The following is a 15,300-nucleotide window of genomic DNA, read 5'->3' on the forward strand; positions in this document are numbered from 1 at the left end:
GATGGATAGGTATGATAAAAATTATTGGAAAGATCATATTGTTGATATTGATACAGAAGAAGTAATTCAAGAAGGCACTCCAATAAGTGCTAGAAGGATGAATCACATTGAGGATGGTATATACAATGTAACAGATGAAACAATTAATAATTCTAACAACATAACAAGTCTTGCTGTAGAGGTTGCAATTTTAAAAAATGCTTCGCTGAATAATTTAACAAATAATGTATTCTTTGAAAACTTTGATAATCTGGATAGCGTAGAGATTGAAAATGGAATATATGACCCAGTTGAAAAAAAGATTTATGTATAAAGTTGCTTGCAGCAAGAGTGAGCTAAGCTGTATTATATCAAACTTATTTCAGGAGCTGCTTCCTATATGTGATAATTGCAAGAATGATACTATCAGGATAAAGGGTATAGTGGCTGGGACTGATAAAGTGGCATCTATTGAAATAACTGACTATGGATGCAACTACTATGGCGATATTGCAGCTATAGAAAACATTAGAGAAAAAAGGTGTTTACAATCATGCAGCCTTTAATATTACAGAAAAAAGCTGAGGTCTTTTTAAATTCTATCTATCCAGTATTACAAAGGTTTCCAAAGGCTGAAAAGTTTTGTTTATGTCAAGAGATAAAGCAAGCTTGTTACAGAGTTATACGAAATGTTATGATGGCAAATGCTTTAAAGAAATATAGACTTAAATATTTACATGAAGTGGATGCAGACCTTAAGCTGCTTCTTGTATTATTCGGTATAGCCAGAGAACAAAAGTATATCAGCAAAAAGAAAGCTATGGAGCTACAAGATAAAATATCAGAGCTTGGAAGAATTACTGGCGGCTTAATGAAGAAAGCTTAATATATGCAGGGTTGGCTCTGTTTGACGTCCTATCGTGCTATTCGTGGCAACAATTCGGCTCGGAGGTGGAACTACAATACTGCGTCGAATCGTAACGATGACATCGGCTGGCGTCCCGCCCTGTAAATACCGTTTGACTGGTGCGTTTACGGATTCACCAGCATGACCCTAGAATTTCAGGGGAGAGCCAATCCTTCACCTTCAGGTGTAAACACATGAACAAGTCATTTTTGCCAAGCCTAGAAAGAGGATGCCATAATGACGAAGTTATTTAATAAAGTAATTGATTATAAAAACCTTGAAGTTAGCTATAAGAACACCAAGAAAGGTTGTCGCAAATTTAGAAAAGATACTATTCTCTTTGATATGTGCAGAGAAAGAAACTTAGTCAGGCTCTGGCGAGAGCTGAAACACAAGAGGTATGAAATGGGCTCATACATTAGATTTAAAGTATATGAGCCAAAAGAAAGAATGGTGAGTGCCCCAAGAATCAAAGATAAGATAGTCCAATTTGCAGTCCATAACATACTTCAAGAGGTTTACATGCCAGTATTTATTAATACGTCATATGCATGTTTAGAAGGAAGAGGAACTCATAAGGCTGTTGAAAATGTGCAGCACAACATGAGGCTTTGCAAGTGGAAATATGGAGATGGATGGGTTCTTAAAATGGATGTCAGAAAGTTCTTTTATTCAATCAATAGAGATATCCTGAAAAATATCTTGAGGAAGAAAATCAAAGATACTGATATGCTTTGGCTCTTGGATAAAATCATAGATTCTTCTCCAGAAGGAGAAAAAGGCATTCCGCTTGGGAATGTTACGAGTCAGGATTTTGCTAACATTTACCTCAATGAGGTAGACCAGTTCGCAAAGCGATACTTGGGAATCAAGTGGTATACGAGATATATGGATGACATTATCATTGTTACAAAAACAAAACATGAAGCTCAGGAGTATCTTGGAAAGATTAAGTGGTTCCTGAAGGAAAAGCTTGACCTTGAAACTAATAGAAAGACTAAAATTTTTCCTATAAGTCAAGGTGTAAATGCGTATGGTTACAAGATATGGACTACTCACAAGCTTCTTAGAAATCAGTCTAAAAGAGCTATGAAAAGAAGAATCAAGGCAATGGATAAAAAGCTGAGAAATGGAAAAATGACTGAAAAGGAAGTTGTTCAAGCTGTTAATAGTTGGCTTGGACACGCAAGACATTCAAATAGCTTTAATCTTTGTAAAAAGATATTTAAGAAATATCCTTATGTAAAAATTGAAAAGGAAGGTGAATACTTTGGCAGAATATTTAGGAGTTGTTGAACTGGGAGCTCTTTATAAAAATGGCATAGCTCAAAACAGACCCTCTAAACCATGGAGAATAAGCAGTGAGCCAGTCAGCGGTATTGGCGTTGGCGACATCTCCGATTTTGAGTCATTAATTGATATGTCAAAATGGACTTTAGGAGATACTCCCTCTGACTCTGCTAAAAAACTGAAGTGGGTTAAAATTAAGGACGGAGACAAAACTCTCCTTATTTGTGACAGGGTAATTCTTGTGAATGTTTCATGGAATGACCTCAATAGTGAGAACTATATTACTGGGAAAACAATAACTATAGATGGACAGCAGTGCAAAGTAAGGCTTTTGACTGGTGGAAGCAACAAAAGGAATGATAATTATTATGCAGGAGGAACACCAATAGATAACGAATGGGATAGATTTATTACTAGGGAAGAATCAATTTCAGGGCTTCCCTCTCCTACTTCTAGCGATTTAGATACTACAAGAGATATGACGGATAAAAATAGTACGCATAATCAATTTTGGAATTGGATGGGAGTATATACTTGGTGTCAAGAGGTTTATTCTTCCAACACGTCCTATCGTGCTATTCGTGGCGGCAGTTCGGCTCGGTGGTGGTTCTACGGTACTGCGTCGGGTCGTACCGGTGACCTCGGCTGGCGTCCCGTCCTTGAAATTCTGAACTCTGCCCCTCTGCTTTCTGGCTCAGACACCAACTTTGGGGATAAAAATTCAGACTTTCAAATAACGTACCAAGTCAATGACACTGATTCTGAGGATGTATTGACGATTAGGGAAAAACTTGACGGAGTTGAACAAAAAGTTATTAGTCCAGCACAAAGAAATTTCCAGTATACCATTGATGTTGATATTGATTCGTTGAGCCTTGGAACTCACACTGTATCAATTGAGGTATCAGATGGAAAAGGAGCTTCAGCAACAAGGACTTACACTTTCAAAAGAACAAATGCAGCTCCAACTATAAGCGGTCAAGACCAAAATCTTGGTGACAAAAATATTGGTTTTCAAGTTGTTTATCAAGTAACAGACAGTGATAATGACTCAATTACAGTTAAAGAAAAGCTTAATGGTGATATCATAAGAATTTTAAGTAACGCTCCAAAGGGTCAGGATATAACAATAGATATAGACAATGACACTTTATATGCTTTGCCTCTTCTATCCTCTAATACAGTTACAATTGAGGCTGATGATGGCAATGGAGGGGTATCTTATAGGACTTACACCTTCAGAAGAACAAACACAGCACCCTTAATTTCTGGAACAGATGAAGAACTTGGAGAGATAGCGGCTCCTATGACAAGGGATTATATCGTGACTGATGCTGAAGGTGATACCGTAGTAATCACAGAAAAAATAGACGATATAGTAATCAAGAGCTTTGTGGCTACTTTAGGGGCTTCAAACACTGTTACAATACCAAAAGAAGAATGGCTAAAGCTTACAAATGGCTCCCATACACTTAAAGTTGAAGCTACTGACTCCAATGGTTCTACTTCTATAAGAAACTTCAATTTTATGAAAAGCGAAACAAAGATAAAACTTGCTCTTAAAGAACCTTTTGAGACAGACGCTAAAGCGAGTAAAATACTTGTTACGCCTTCATGGAATATCGAAGGTGCTACAGCAACAGTTGAAGCTTGTAATAATGGTTTTGATGAAATCCCCACATGGGAAGATATAACTTCTCAAGTGGCACAAAATAGACATTTTAACTTTACTAACGAAGTAAAAACTGCCGAAAAATGGGGAGTCAATATCAAAATCACTATTGATAAAAATCCAGATAATGAAAATGAGGTTTCAATTAGAGGATTTGGAGGTGCTTTTGAGTAATGAAAATGATAAATAGAAAATCTATTATGGAAATAAGGCAAGAAGAAGAAGAAAAACAAATACAAATGCTTTCAGAGTTGTACGAAGGAATGGCTGATTTGTTCGAGAGAGTTCTAGTTCTTGAGGAGAAAGTTGCAACTTTAGAATCTAAATAAAGGAGGGAATAAAGATGATTAAACAATATATGGTAAAAATTTACAGTTTTCTCATTAAAGCTGGGAAAAGAGAAATTGAGGGTATTCCTGAAAGTTATCAAATACCAGTGGCTGAACACCTTGCACATCAAGAAGAAAACCAGTAAAATAGAGAAAAGCAGGCTCGAAAATATGAGTCTGCTTTTTTGCCAAAAATCATGCGAAAATTTGCAAAAAAAATTGCGAAGCTACAGAGATTCTCTGTATTAATGAATAATAAAGAACTAATTAAAGAACTATCTTCCCTTACTATATACCATAAATGGCTAGAGACTGCCCCTTGTTTGATTGTAGTCTTTCTAGACACCAAATCTTTATATGATAAAGTATCAAATTTCTACTTGAAACATGCACAATCAATTGGAGCTGCAATACAAAATATGTTACTTGCTGCACATCAACTTGGCTTAGGTACATGCTGGATTGGAGAAATATTAAAAAATGAAGAAAAGGTACAAAAATTACTAGGAGTTTCAGATGACTTACAGTTAATGGCTGTTATATCTGTTGGGTATTCGAGTAGAAATAATTTAAAAGCTAAGAGAAGAGAACTCTCGGAAAATATTATAAGTTGGTTATAAAATTAAATTATTATTCTTTTTTTAATTATAACATTCTTATAGCGCGTCACTATGGAAAAACGGATACTTTATTCAAGATACCGTATTATTCAGAAATGAATTTTACGGTATTTTTACGTAAAAAGATAGAAATGATACGTTAAATTTACAATTAATGAAAAGGGAAAGCTCAATATTGAAACAACAAGAACTTTCCCAAAGAACATTTATCTGATTGAAATATATATATCAATAATCTGATCGTTAATATCTTCTGAATTATTATGATATATTTCAAAATCAGATTCATAGGTTCTATCTAGATCAAGTGACCATATATTTTGCCATGCATTTAGAACATCCTTCTGAAGATGGCCACGAATAGAGAATTTTGCATATTTACCTGCTTTGATAATTTTAGTTTGAAGAGGATCATGTAAGTCACTTATTGAACTTACTTCACAGCAGGTCATGAAATTATAGGGTTTAGTATGATCTTTTTCATAATCAGTATATAATCCTATTGTCTTATGATCAATTTTGTAATTAATATTTTCATAAATACCTTTGGAAATAAAATTTTGCCATAATGAAGCAATATCTTTCGCCGCTTGCATGTTCTCATTTGTAGTTCTTACAAGTAGGCCAACAACTTGTTTTTCTTTTAATTCAATTATTTCATATTTCATAATATACCTCCTAAAAATTTCTGTTTCATATGGAAGTATATCATAACAAATATGACGGCATTATGGCATATATAACAAAATATTTTTTAATATAATGAAAAATTGTAAACATTCTATAATTCAACAGACGTTAGGGATAAGTTTTTTGATTAATTAGACACTAAGATGTTAGCAACGTTGGAGGAATTAAAATGATTAGCATAAAAAGACAAAAACTAATATATAAATCACAAGAAATGTGGTTTTGGTGGTTTACACTTCAAGATAATATTGACCGTTGTATATTTTGGGAATGCAATACTCCAATATGGTGGATTCCAAAATTAGAAATAAAAAGGGAAAAAACATTTAATGGGTTTAGATTAGGATGGTTATTCTTTTCAGTTGGTTTTGGAACACAATTAAAATTAAAAATAAACTGCCTATAAGGCAATTTCTTATTCGTAAACAACTGCTAAAGGGTTTTCACCATATTCATTAGGCCCATCGGTTCCTTTTTTAAATAATAATAATAAACCAAGATAGATATTATAAATAGGAATTAATAGTAACCAATAATGAGTTCCGGGTCGCTCAATATCGTGTAATCTCTGAACGGTAAGACAAATTCCCAATACAGTAGAAGCAATACTTAATAAGATAACTACTAATAATAAACCTATGCTTTCTGTACTAATAAATATTGCTTGAAATATTACAGCTAGAATTCCAATTAAAAAAGGAATCCAAATGTATTTTGCACGATTTATACGACCTTTAAAGGTAAAATATCTTTTAATATTCATGAATTCACCCCCTTTTTTAGAAGAAATCTATTACATTATAACATAAATTTACATAATATAACATAATAAATAAAAAAAGCAAATTGGTGTATATTTTTAAAAATAAGGGTTTTTCATGAAATGGAGTACAATAATTACATAAAGAAACTTAAATTTACATTAATAGAAGATACATATCAACTAGAACAAGATAAACGTTGGGTGGTAGTGTCTCCTCCAGGTTCATCGGGAACTACAATATTGCTTGCAAGGGCTTCTAAGCCTGAACGAAAACCATTTATTGGAAATCAATCGGGTAGACGAGTTTTTCTATTTCTTGGAACAGATGATTTCTGGAGAGACTACAATAAAATGATAGAAAAAGGTATAGAATTTATTAGAGAACCTAAAGAACAATCATATGGTACAGTTGCAGTATTTAAAGATTCATATGGAAACTTATGGGGTTTAGTTCAATTCGAAAAAAATCATCCAATTGCTAAACGAGTGAAATGAGTATAATTTACAACATACTTATAATACATTATTCTTAATATGTATATTAAGGGAAGCCCCAAAAGGCTTCCCTTATTGACTATAATGAAACATATTTGTCGATTATATAGTTACAGTGAACTGTACCATAACTAACGGTAGTTTTATCCTATAAAAGGTTGATAAAACTAGATAATAGAGTTTTTTAGCACGTAAAACTGCACCTTAAATTATTATAATATATCTGCTTATTATCTAGAAATTCTAAATAAAATAAGAATTGTCAAAAACAAAAATAGTAGTATTTAGTTAGTTATAGTGGTGATTACTTTATTTATAGCTATTACTATTAATTAATGTCTATATTGCTATCATTTTGATATTAATCCATATATTTTTTACCCCAAAGACAAAGTTCAGTTAATATATTTTCTAAGGATTTACCCCTATCTGTAGGTATATATTCTACTTTAGGTGGAATTGTGGCGTAGGCAATTCTTTCAATAAGGCTGTCCTTTTCTAAATTTTTCAATTCTTGAGATAATACTTTATGGCTTATATTTGGTACAGACCTTTTTAGTTGACCATATCTTATGGGATAATCCTTCAATATGTGCCATAAGATTATTGCTCTCCATTTACTTCCAATTACATTCATTGCAAATCCTATTGAGCATTTAAAATCTTTTTGTCTTTTATTTTGGTTTGGGAATTTTTCAATCATGTTTTTGGTCATATCTTACCTTCTTTCCAAATAGTAAGTATCTGAGTAAAAAGTGCATACTTGTATTTGAATTCTAATGAATCTATAATTTATTATATAATATATAGATATAAATTAATACAAAAAAGAAAACGGACTATAATTTATAGATTTGTAATAAATTTAGGAGGGAAATCATGACAAAAAAGTATAATCTATATCAAATAGACTCATTTACAAAAGAAAAATTTACTGGAAACCCAGCTGGAGTAATAACAAATGCTGATGGATTAACTGCTGATGATATGCAGAAAATAGCTAGGGAACTTAATAATTCTGAAACAGCTTTTATTTTTTCTTCAGATAGTAATGAGTATGATGTTTACGTACGCTTTTTTACTCCAGTAAATGAAGTGCCAATTTGCGGACATGCTACTATTGCAGCTCATTATGCTCGTGCTATTGAAAATAACCTTGATACTTCAAGAGTTTATCATAGGACAGGTGCTGGAATTTTACCTGTTGATATTGTGAAGGAAAATGATGATTATAAAATTGTTATGACACAAGGTAAAATTGAGTTTGGTAGTATTATTGATGGAGTAAATAAAAAAACTCTTTTATCAGCACTAAATATAAGTAACGATGACTTGCTAGAAAATAATGATGTACAGATTGTTTCAACAGGCCATTCTAAAGTTATGATTGGGATAAAAAGTATTGAAACTTTAAATAAAATGAAACCAAACTATTATGAACTTTCAAAATTAAGTAGAATAATTAATTGCAATGGATATTATGTTTTTACAATTAATCCTGAGGTTAGTGATATTTTAATACATGGTAGGATGTTTGCACCTGCAATAGGCATAAATGAAGATCCTGTAACTGGAAATGCAAATGGTCCCTTAGGGGCATATCTTGTTCATCATAATATTGTTAAGCACAATGATTCTTTATTCAAATTTAAGGCTAAGCAAGGTGAAGCTATGAAGCGACCAGGTATTATTGAAGTTGAGGTAAAAATAGAAGATAAAGAGCCCGTAGAAGTTAAAATTTTAGGAAATGCTGTAATATTATTTAAATCTGAATTATCATTAGAGAATTAAAGTAGGTAGAGGATTGGTTTTTTTGACTCGTTTTTTATCAAAACAAAATCGTAGTTAGAGTAATACGGTGAGTTGTGCCACAAATAATTATATTTCCCTAAAAATATGGATGATCAAGTTAAAAGAGCAAGTAATAACTCAGTGATTAGTCAAGAAGAACTAAAGAACTCAGATTCAGGTGGTGCCTGGTACTTTTCAAATTTAAATTAATTTTGATTTGGGCGATACCCGGTACCTTTCTATGTTAAATATGATAGGTAACAAGGAGGATTTTATTCACTGGTTATATAGTGAAGGTTAGTAATAGTTGTATATTTTTATAAATGCTGCAGGCTTTAAATAGGTCTGTATTTCTTTTTGAAAAATGAAACACATTTTACTAGAAAGGATATGGATTGAATGAAGAATTTTAAGTATCTTTTTTTATTAAAAAATATTCTATATTTGGGGAGTATTATTTTCTTTGAAATTCATCTCAAGTTTTAATGCTGTTTATCTATATATACTGGCTATGTTTATAATGACTAGTTTAGGGTAGGGTATTAATTAGAGAATGGATTAAGTAAATTTAGAATAGGAAACGGTGAACTGTATCACAAGCAATTTCATAACTGATGGAATAAAATGGTGACTGTTCATTTTAATTTCAACCAATTCTCTAAAGGGAAAAAAGGATTTAGAAAACTATTATGAATTAATAGGGAAAAATACAAATTATGCCTATCATCCTGAAGAGATACTGGCTGACAATTTTGTTTTTTAGTATTAGATAATTATGAAGTAGAGTGGCCTTGGGTTTTAGATAAAATGAGAAATTTCTTTGAAAGTAGGCAAAAATTTGTTTATAAAACTGTAGTCGCAGTTATATGATTCCCTTATAATAAACAGTTTATATTTGACTTAATCTAAAAAAATATATATACTATATGAAACAATAATATTAATTTTATAAGGAGACCCCTGCTATGTATCGTCCAATTTAGAACATAACCAATTTATTTTAAAAACTTATTTACGATTATGAAGCTTATCAGTTCAAATAAGATTCTAATGTCTGTAAGTTTTTTTGTTATGTAAATTCGGAGGTGTTCTAAATTGAATAATAAGAGAAATATTTACTTAATGTATGCAATTATTTTTTTGCAAGGGTTTGTTTTTTTATGGTCCCGTAGCTACACTATATAGACAAGCTAGGGGTCTTTCTATGTCTCAAATATTCCTTATTGAATCAATATCATGGATATTAATTATAATTCTAGAAGTTCCTTGGGGATGGTTTTCAGATAGATTAGGTTATAAAAAAACATTGGTACTTGTTAATACACTATTTTTTTTATCTAAAATAGTTTTTTATATGTCGGGTTCATTTGTATTATTTTTACTTGAAAGAGTGTTGCTGTCGATAGTATTAGCAGGTTTATCGGGTTGTGACATAGCCCTCATATATTCATCAATAGAAGAAGAGGAATCTCAAAGAGTTTTTGGAAGATATAATGCTTTGGGAACATTAGGATTCTTACTAGCTTCGGTTTTGTCCTCTTTTATAGTAGAGATATCACTTGATTATACAGCTTTGTTTACTATTTTTCCATATGCACTTGCAGCAATATTAACTTTATTTTTAGCAGAAGTTAAGAATGATGATAAAGATAAACAGAAATTTAAAGAAAGCTTGAAACAAGCTTTTAGACATAAAACAATTATTATATTTATTATTTCCATTGCCCTAATTATTGAAGTTTTTCAAGCAGTAACAGTTTTTTTAAATCAGTCGCAATACTCAAAAAGTGGTATTGATGCGAAATACTTTGGTGTTATTTTAGCAGGAATACAGTGTCTTAGATTATTTTCTGTAAAATCTAATTATTTGAGCAAAAAACTAGGTGATTGCCAAGCGATAATAGTATTAAATTCTTTAGTGATATTATGTTGTATAGTTTTGATTTTCACATCTAGTTCTATTTTGAGTGTTATGACAATTGGATTAGTATCACTTAGTGTGGCAATGATAGGTCCAATAGAAATGGATATTAAGAATAAAACTATTAGAACATCAAATAGAGCCACAATATTATCCATATATTCTATGATAGGAAGTTTAATAGCTTCTATAGGAAATATTATAATAGGAAAAACTGCTGATTATTCATTGGATAAGGCATTTATAACATGTTCAATAATGAGTATTTTATCGTTTATATTGATTATTCTATACTATAAATTAACTAAAGAAAAAAACAGTTAAAATATATGCCCTTACGAAGTAAGAACGGAGTAGGGGCTTTTATTGTATCTAGATATTCACAAATGATGATTGAAAAATACCTTTCCTCCTGTAGGTAGGTATGGATTCTCTATTCCATATTTTTTTGCTAAATCATAAATCTTTTGAAAATCTTCATTGCTATATCGAATTTCATTCACATATGTATCGGAAATTACTTTTTTAAACTTGGGATTCAGATCCTTATTTATGAAACTTTCATCTTGAAAACATGATGATAATATAAAAACTTGACATATTAATAAAAAAACAATAGCTTTCTTCATATATCTTCCTCCCTTAGTTATTTAGCTTACTCCACACAAGTAATTCTTTGACATGACTATAGGAATTGACGACATACTATTACTTTGGTTATTAAAAAAAAACATAGACTTAATGACCAAATCAAGAAAAATTTAGTAACACAATCTCTAAAAAACACCCAAATTCAAAACTGGATTTGAGTTATACAATTACTTTTTATATAGCTTATACTTCAATCTCATCAATTCAACATATTTCTCAACCTACCTAATAACTTCATTAGGAAGTACATTCATATCAAAACTATGAAAAGCTTTAGTTTCAATTTTAGTTTCTTCAGGATTTCTTACATCGGTTTTGCCGAGGAAGTAATCTGTGGATACGTCAAAATAATCTGCAAGCTTTTCTAAAATGTCTTGACTTGGTTTTTTTTTCTTATTCATAATATCCCACTACTCTATCTGTAACTCCTAATATTTTTACGATGTCTTTTTGTTTTAAGCCCTTTCTTCACGTAGTTTTCTTAATATTTTACCAAACAAGTTGTTCGACCTTCCTTAATTCATTCTACCATATTGAGGTTTTTGTTTATAGAAAACTAAACCAAAAGTAGTACTACCACAGAAGAATCTTGATAATGAGCTTTGATATTTTTAAAGGAAAAGATTTAGAAAAAGGAGATTATGAAATGAATAGGGTTTTGTAATAAGACAATCTACGAAATTCATAAAATCAAACAAGGGGGGATTGAAGTGGAACAAACAAAAACTCAAAAGTATGCTGCAACATACAAATTTGGGAATACAACAGTAAATATTGTTGCACCACCACCAAAAACCCCAGAAGAAATTGAAAGAATACTAAAGGAGTATCACCAAGCAGGTTGGGAATGCTGGCAGAGCATTCTAGAAGAGGAAAAAGAAAATATTACTGAGGAAACGACTCATGTTAGAGGAATCCCGATTATTCGGCTTTAGAAAGGGATGAAGCTGTGGATGAAATTGAGAAACTCAAAATTGTCTTAAATGCTATTGAAGAGTCAGCAAAGGAAGAATTGAAAAACAAAAAGAATTTTTAAGTGGATTTTAAGAAAGAATTTGGAATTATGAAAAATTATTAAAGAAAAAACAGAAGATAAAAAATGAGTTGCAGATTTTTAGGCATCAAAAATTTGGACAAACTTGAAACTTCATATGTTGATATGCATATAAATCCACATAAAATCTTATTACTTCCTAATCTAAAAGGAGATTTGCTGCTTGGCTGGATTCCAATTTGGGTTATGCTAGAGGGAATGAATAAGGCATTAAGGTGCTAGCTAGAGGAGTTTCTTTTTTGAAAAGGCACTAAGAAGCAAGATATACCACCAACAAATGCACTTACTATTGATCTTTCAATATTTGTAAATGATATAACTAAAGCACCTATAAAACTAATGAATGATAAAATTATACATATTTTAAATGGTTTAAGTTTAATCTTCTTGAAAATCAAATCTCCACTAAACAATAAATTAAATATTATATGAAATACTGTAAAGGATAAAATTGAACCAAACATGAGAGAAATAGTATTTTTGAATATTATCATAATAACAACTCCTATTAAAAGATTAGATAATATTGTATCAAGAATAGATGTAAATATCAAATAAATAGAATATTAACTGAGTTCTTTAGGAATTACCTGCGAAAAAAGTTAAGCAAGCAGCATAAACTATAATTTTTTCCATTAGATATTTACATATTTAAGTAAAGATTAAGAAGCTAGTTAGTAATTGTTACACCTTAAAGACTTGAAACTTGAAGGTAATGGATTAGCATTATAGTAAAGATAATTATCATTTAATATACTAAATAGAATTTTATTTGAAGTTAAAAAACCTATGAGGATACTAAATGTTGTCTATAGGAATAGAATCATTAATTTGAATTTAAAAAGATAAAAATTAGACTTATTATTAATAATAAACCTATAATTCCTAAAATCCCAAGTGGCAAAATGCTCATTACAAAAATACCTCCTTTTTTAAAGTATTCTAATTATAAATTGTAACATATTTTATAAGAAAAAAGGTAGATAAGAAAATAGAAAAAAGAGAAAAAATTGAGTGATGCTAGTAACAAAGTGTCTAAGGCGTAATTGATGAAATTTTCAGAGACTAACTGAGGAATTAGTGAAGGTGTGAAAATATTTAATTTATATGCTGTGTTAGTTGTATAATCAATCAGTAAATATTACCAACATTGAGTAAGCTATAAAGCCTACTAATAAAATACCATATATCATATTATCTGAAATACTTTGATCATTTTTAACTTTTTTAATAATAGTAATAGTGTTTACATATAAAGCCATTGAAGCAATAATAAAACCAAATGCGAAAAAGGCCATATAAAATCCTCCTTATCTTACTAACACAGCGTTATTATATTTTAACATAAAAATAATATTAAATTGAAGTTTAATGTATGGTTAGAGAGGGGAATTGAAAATGAAAAAATTTGAATTATACAAAAACTACATTGATTCCAGAATGAAAGGAATTAAATATAATAATTTAGATGTAATTAAATTATTGCTAAAAACAATGGAGAAAAAAGAACATTCTTTCTAATAAATATGGTTTAAAAGTAGAGGAAGCAAAAGAGATGCTGACAGGGTTTTATATTTTCAATTACGATTGGTACGTAATAATCGAAGATTACACTGGTATTGATTTTGATGCATTAACAGAAGCTAATCCCAGTAGCTATTTTAAGTTTTTATGTTGGATTAAATTTATTAAATGTAAGATAGGAGAAAGGATTGGATCAAACTAATTTATATGGATTAGGATAATAAAAAATAACTCTTAGAAGTATCAAGCTATGCTAGATAAAAATTAACTATTTTTCATTTTTAGAACAGCAGTTAATAATAGTTGAAACAATCCATCCTGTACACATGATTATAGTTATTCCCAATAAAATAAGCATACCCAATATACCTAACAACTCAAAAAAAACAAGAGACATTGAGACAAATAAAGCTAAAAATAGTAATACGGGTATTAATGATTTCATATAATGTCACTCCTTGGAAAGAATTATGTATATATCATACCATGGGAACATATGGGAATCAATATAACAGATATCATTCACTAGCTTTAAGGTTAGGGTTCAATTGTAAATTTAATAAAAGGTACTACAAAAACAAAATAGATAATTATTTGAAAGAGGCTTGTTAGAAGATATTTCAACTTTTTTTCTCTTAAATATATTTTAGTGCAAAAGAAAATGTTGGATGTCAATATTATTGACAATATAATAATAGAATAAATTTTATCACATATTTTATTTTCAATAAAATACATAGAAAAGATAGTTATAGTAACAAAAATCCATTCAATGGGATGATTGTAATCCAAAGGATTGTAACTACGCCAGCCTAATGATTAATAGAAAAAATAAGCGAAGTAAAATAGTGAAAGAAATTAGTATTATTACAGCTTTTTTAACAGAATATTTGCTTTTAAAGGTTTTATTGAAAGAGGGAGACAATCTTAATAAAGCTGGAAGAGCAAAGTAAGCAAAAGATATTATTAATAGTGGCCCCATTAAAATAATGAATAGCATTTTAAAAATAAAATAATCATCACTCAAGTATTACACCACCTTTAACTTTATGAAAATGAAAATATATATAATCATAACATAGTAATTTATAATATAGAATATATGAACTGTATTGGATCAAAATAATAGTATGTATTTGATTGTTAAGTTGAAGATTAACGTGGCTAAAATGGCCAAATTTACTCAGGTTAATGAAAAGTTATTTTAGGTTTTCCAAGAGTATTTATAAGAATTATAACTGTTAGCATAGCTATTAGCAGTCTAACACATTCAGTGTATTTACCAAATAAATTGTAATCTTTTGATTTAGGGAAAATAATTTTTTTGAATAGTGTTAAAAAAACAACAAATAGAAATGTGTTTTTCAGAAAACTTTTTTCTGCTTTCATAAACATAATAATAGCAGATACTGTAATATAAAAAATAAAACTTAAAAATATATTTTGTATAAAAAATTTAATTACTTTATAAGTTTTTATTAGAAATGCTTTATTGATGATTAAATTTATCATGTGAACTTTTCCCCTTATGTAACAATATTTTTCATGAAAATCCTTTTCAAAAAAATATAATAAAGAATATTAAGTCGAAATCAAATTATATATAACAACTAT

Annotated in this window: 25 protein-coding genes; 17 read left to right on the plus strand and 8 right to left on the minus strand. The window is 29.9% G+C overall.

Annotated features, from left to right (window positions below; all coding sequences use genetic code 11):
* Position 1 precedes the first annotated feature (1 nt).
* The 8 genes from B5X81_RS12215 to B5X81_RS12240 all read left to right on the plus strand — a co-directional run bounded on the left by B5X81_RS12215 (position 2) and on the right by B5X81_RS12240 (position 4,797).
* Positions 2-313, plus strand: a complete 312-nt coding sequence (locus B5X81_RS12215) for an inorganic polyphosphate kinase (RefSeq protein WP_079491504.1) — start codon at positions 2-4, stop codon at positions 311-313.
* Complete coding sequence (locus B5X81_RS12220) at positions 291-545, plus strand: hypothetical protein (RefSeq protein WP_170917363.1); 255 nt, start codon at positions 291-293, stop codon at positions 543-545. Before B5X81_RS12215 ends, B5X81_RS12220 begins: the two co-directional genes overlap by 23 nt.
* Positions 533-865: a diversity-generating retroelement protein Avd gene (avd, locus tag B5X81_RS12225; protein ID WP_079491500.1), complete on the plus strand. Its 333-nt coding sequence runs from the start codon at positions 533-535 to the stop codon at positions 863-865. Before B5X81_RS12220 ends, avd begins: the two co-directional genes overlap by 13 nt.
* 258 nt (positions 866-1,123) lie before the next feature.
* Positions 1,124-2,182, plus strand: coding sequence for a reverse transcriptase domain-containing protein (locus tag B5X81_RS12230; RefSeq protein WP_079491498.1), 1,059 nt, complete (start codon positions 1,124-1,126; stop codon positions 2,180-2,182).
* The gene (locus B5X81_RS12235) at positions 2,157-4,022 is read left to right on the plus strand and encodes an Ig-like domain-containing protein (protein WP_330397369.1); all 1,866 of its coding nucleotides are present in this window, start codon (positions 2,157-2,159) and stop codon (positions 4,020-4,022) included. The genes B5X81_RS12230 and B5X81_RS12235 overlap by 26 nt, the downstream gene beginning before the upstream one ends.
* Positions 4,022-4,177: a hypothetical protein gene (locus tag B5X81_RS27450; RefSeq protein ID WP_170917362.1), complete on the plus strand. Its 156-nt coding sequence runs from the start codon at positions 4,022-4,024 to the stop codon at positions 4,175-4,177. The genes B5X81_RS12235 and B5X81_RS27450 overlap by 1 nt, the downstream gene beginning before the upstream one ends.
* Positions 4,178-4,191: 14 nt before the next feature.
* On the plus strand, positions 4,192-4,323 hold the full coding sequence (locus B5X81_RS28450) for a CD1375 family protein (RefSeq protein WP_280175263.1): 132 nt from the start codon (positions 4,192-4,194) through the stop codon (positions 4,321-4,323).
* Positions 4,324-4,362: 39 nt separating this feature from the next.
* Positions 4,363-4,797: a nitroreductase family protein gene (locus B5X81_RS12240; protein WP_208985050.1), complete on the plus strand. Its 435-nt coding sequence runs from the start codon at positions 4,363-4,365 to the stop codon at positions 4,795-4,797.
* Between the two features lie 206 nt (positions 4,798-5,003).
* Here the strand turns inward: B5X81_RS12240 and B5X81_RS12245 are convergent, their stop codons facing one another.
* Positions 5,004-5,465 (minus strand): GyrI-like domain-containing protein, encoded by a 462-nt coding sequence (locus tag B5X81_RS12245; protein WP_079492042.1) that lies wholly within the window; start codon positions 5,463-5,465, stop codon positions 5,004-5,006.
* A 191-nt stretch (positions 5,466-5,656) separates the two neighbouring features.
* Between B5X81_RS12245 and B5X81_RS12250 the strand changes: the two genes are divergently transcribed.
* Positions 5,657-5,893 carry a hypothetical protein gene (locus B5X81_RS12250; RefSeq protein ID WP_079492044.1) on the plus strand — a complete coding sequence of 79 codons (237 nt, stop codon included), beginning with the start codon at positions 5,657-5,659 and terminating at the stop codon, positions 5,891-5,893.
* A gap of 9 nt (positions 5,894-5,902) precedes the next feature.
* Here the strand turns inward: B5X81_RS12250 and B5X81_RS12255 are convergent, their stop codons facing one another.
* Positions 5,903-6,250, minus strand: a complete 348-nt coding sequence (locus B5X81_RS12255) for a DUF805 domain-containing protein (RefSeq protein ID WP_079492045.1) — start codon at positions 6,248-6,250, stop codon at positions 5,903-5,905.
* Between the two features lie 120 nt (positions 6,251-6,370).
* On the opposite strand from B5X81_RS12255, the gene B5X81_RS12260 reads away from it, so the two are divergent.
* Positions 6,371-6,745, plus strand: a complete 375-nt coding sequence (locus tag B5X81_RS12260) for a VOC family protein (RefSeq protein ID WP_139380320.1) — start codon at positions 6,371-6,373, stop codon at positions 6,743-6,745.
* A gap of 361 nt (positions 6,746-7,106) precedes the next feature.
* Here the strand turns inward: B5X81_RS12260 and B5X81_RS12265 are convergent, their stop codons facing one another.
* Positions 7,107-7,460 (minus strand): winged helix-turn-helix transcriptional regulator, encoded by a 354-nt coding sequence (locus tag B5X81_RS12265; protein ID WP_079492048.1) that lies wholly within the window; start codon positions 7,458-7,460, stop codon positions 7,107-7,109.
* Between the two features lie 164 nt (positions 7,461-7,624).
* Here B5X81_RS12265 and B5X81_RS12270 point away from each other — a divergent pair, with 164 nt between their 5' ends.
* Positions 7,625-8,536, plus strand: a complete 912-nt coding sequence (locus B5X81_RS12270; RefSeq protein WP_079492050.1) for a PhzF family isomerase — start codon at positions 7,625-7,627, stop codon at positions 8,534-8,536.
* 1,126 nt (positions 8,537-9,662) lie between these two features.
* Complete coding sequence (locus tag B5X81_RS12275; RefSeq protein WP_330397375.1) at positions 9,663-10,781, plus strand: MFS transporter; 1,119 nt, start codon at positions 9,663-9,665, stop codon at positions 10,779-10,781.
* Between the two features lie 56 nt (positions 10,782-10,837).
* Here the strand turns inward: B5X81_RS12275 and B5X81_RS12280 are convergent, their stop codons facing one another.
* Positions 10,838-11,086, minus strand: coding sequence for a hypothetical protein (locus B5X81_RS12280; protein WP_079492051.1), 249 nt, complete (start codon positions 11,084-11,086; stop codon positions 10,838-10,840).
* A gap of 243 nt (positions 11,087-11,329) precedes the next feature.
* The gene (locus B5X81_RS12285; RefSeq protein ID WP_079492053.1) at positions 11,330-11,509 is read right to left on the minus strand and encodes a helix-turn-helix domain-containing protein; all 180 of its coding nucleotides are present in this window, start codon (positions 11,507-11,509) and stop codon (positions 11,330-11,332) included.
* Positions 11,510-11,818: 309 nt separating this feature from the next.
* Here B5X81_RS12285 and B5X81_RS12290 point away from each other — a divergent pair, with 309 nt between their 5' ends.
* Entirely contained in the window at positions 11,819-12,043 is a 225-nt protein-coding gene (locus B5X81_RS12290) for a hypothetical protein (protein WP_079492054.1), read from the plus strand.
* Between the two features lie 164 nt (positions 12,044-12,207).
* Complete coding sequence (locus tag B5X81_RS27455) at positions 12,208-12,384, plus strand: hypothetical protein (RefSeq protein ID WP_170917396.1); 177 nt, start codon at positions 12,208-12,210, stop codon at positions 12,382-12,384.
* On the opposite strand, the gene B5X81_RS12295 is transcribed toward B5X81_RS27455, so the two are convergent.
* Both B5X81_RS12295 and B5X81_RS27460 read right to left on the minus strand, forming a co-directional pair.
* Positions 12,381-12,656, minus strand: a complete 276-nt coding sequence (locus B5X81_RS12295; protein WP_079492056.1) for a hypothetical protein — start codon at positions 12,654-12,656, stop codon at positions 12,381-12,383. The genes B5X81_RS27455 and B5X81_RS12295 overlap by 4 nt on opposite strands.
* 633 nt (positions 12,657-13,289) lie before the next feature.
* The gene (locus B5X81_RS27460) at positions 13,290-13,460 is read right to left on the minus strand and encodes a hypothetical protein (protein WP_170917397.1); all 171 of its coding nucleotides are present in this window, start codon (positions 13,458-13,460) and stop codon (positions 13,290-13,292) included.
* A gap of 100 nt (positions 13,461-13,560) precedes the next feature.
* On the opposite strand from B5X81_RS27460, the gene B5X81_RS28455 reads away from it, so the two are divergent.
* Both B5X81_RS28455 and B5X81_RS27465 read left to right on the plus strand, forming a co-directional pair.
* Positions 13,561-13,683: a hypothetical protein gene (locus B5X81_RS28455; protein ID WP_280175273.1), complete on the plus strand. Its 123-nt coding sequence runs from the start codon at positions 13,561-13,563 to the stop codon at positions 13,681-13,683.
* 34 nt (positions 13,684-13,717) lie between these two features.
* Positions 13,718-13,888, plus strand: a complete 171-nt coding sequence (locus B5X81_RS27465) for a hypothetical protein (protein WP_170917398.1) — start codon at positions 13,718-13,720, stop codon at positions 13,886-13,888.
* Positions 13,889-13,954: 66 nt separating this feature from the next.
* Here the strand turns inward: B5X81_RS27465 and B5X81_RS27470 are convergent, their stop codons facing one another.
* Positions 13,955-14,131, minus strand: coding sequence for a hypothetical protein (locus B5X81_RS27470; RefSeq protein ID WP_170917399.1), 177 nt, complete (start codon positions 14,129-14,131; stop codon positions 13,955-13,957).
* 370 nt (positions 14,132-14,501) lie between these two features.
* Between B5X81_RS27470 and B5X81_RS27835 the strand changes: the two genes are divergently transcribed.
* Positions 14,502-14,639, plus strand: coding sequence for a hypothetical protein (locus tag B5X81_RS27835; protein WP_208985051.1), 138 nt, complete (start codon positions 14,502-14,504; stop codon positions 14,637-14,639).
* Positions 14,640-15,300 lie beyond the last annotated feature (661 nt).

The sequence above is a fragment of the Maledivibacter halophilus genome (assembly GCF_900167445.1).
Lineage (GTDB): Bacteria > Bacillota > Clostridia > Peptostreptococcales > Caminicellaceae > Maledivibacter > Maledivibacter halophilus.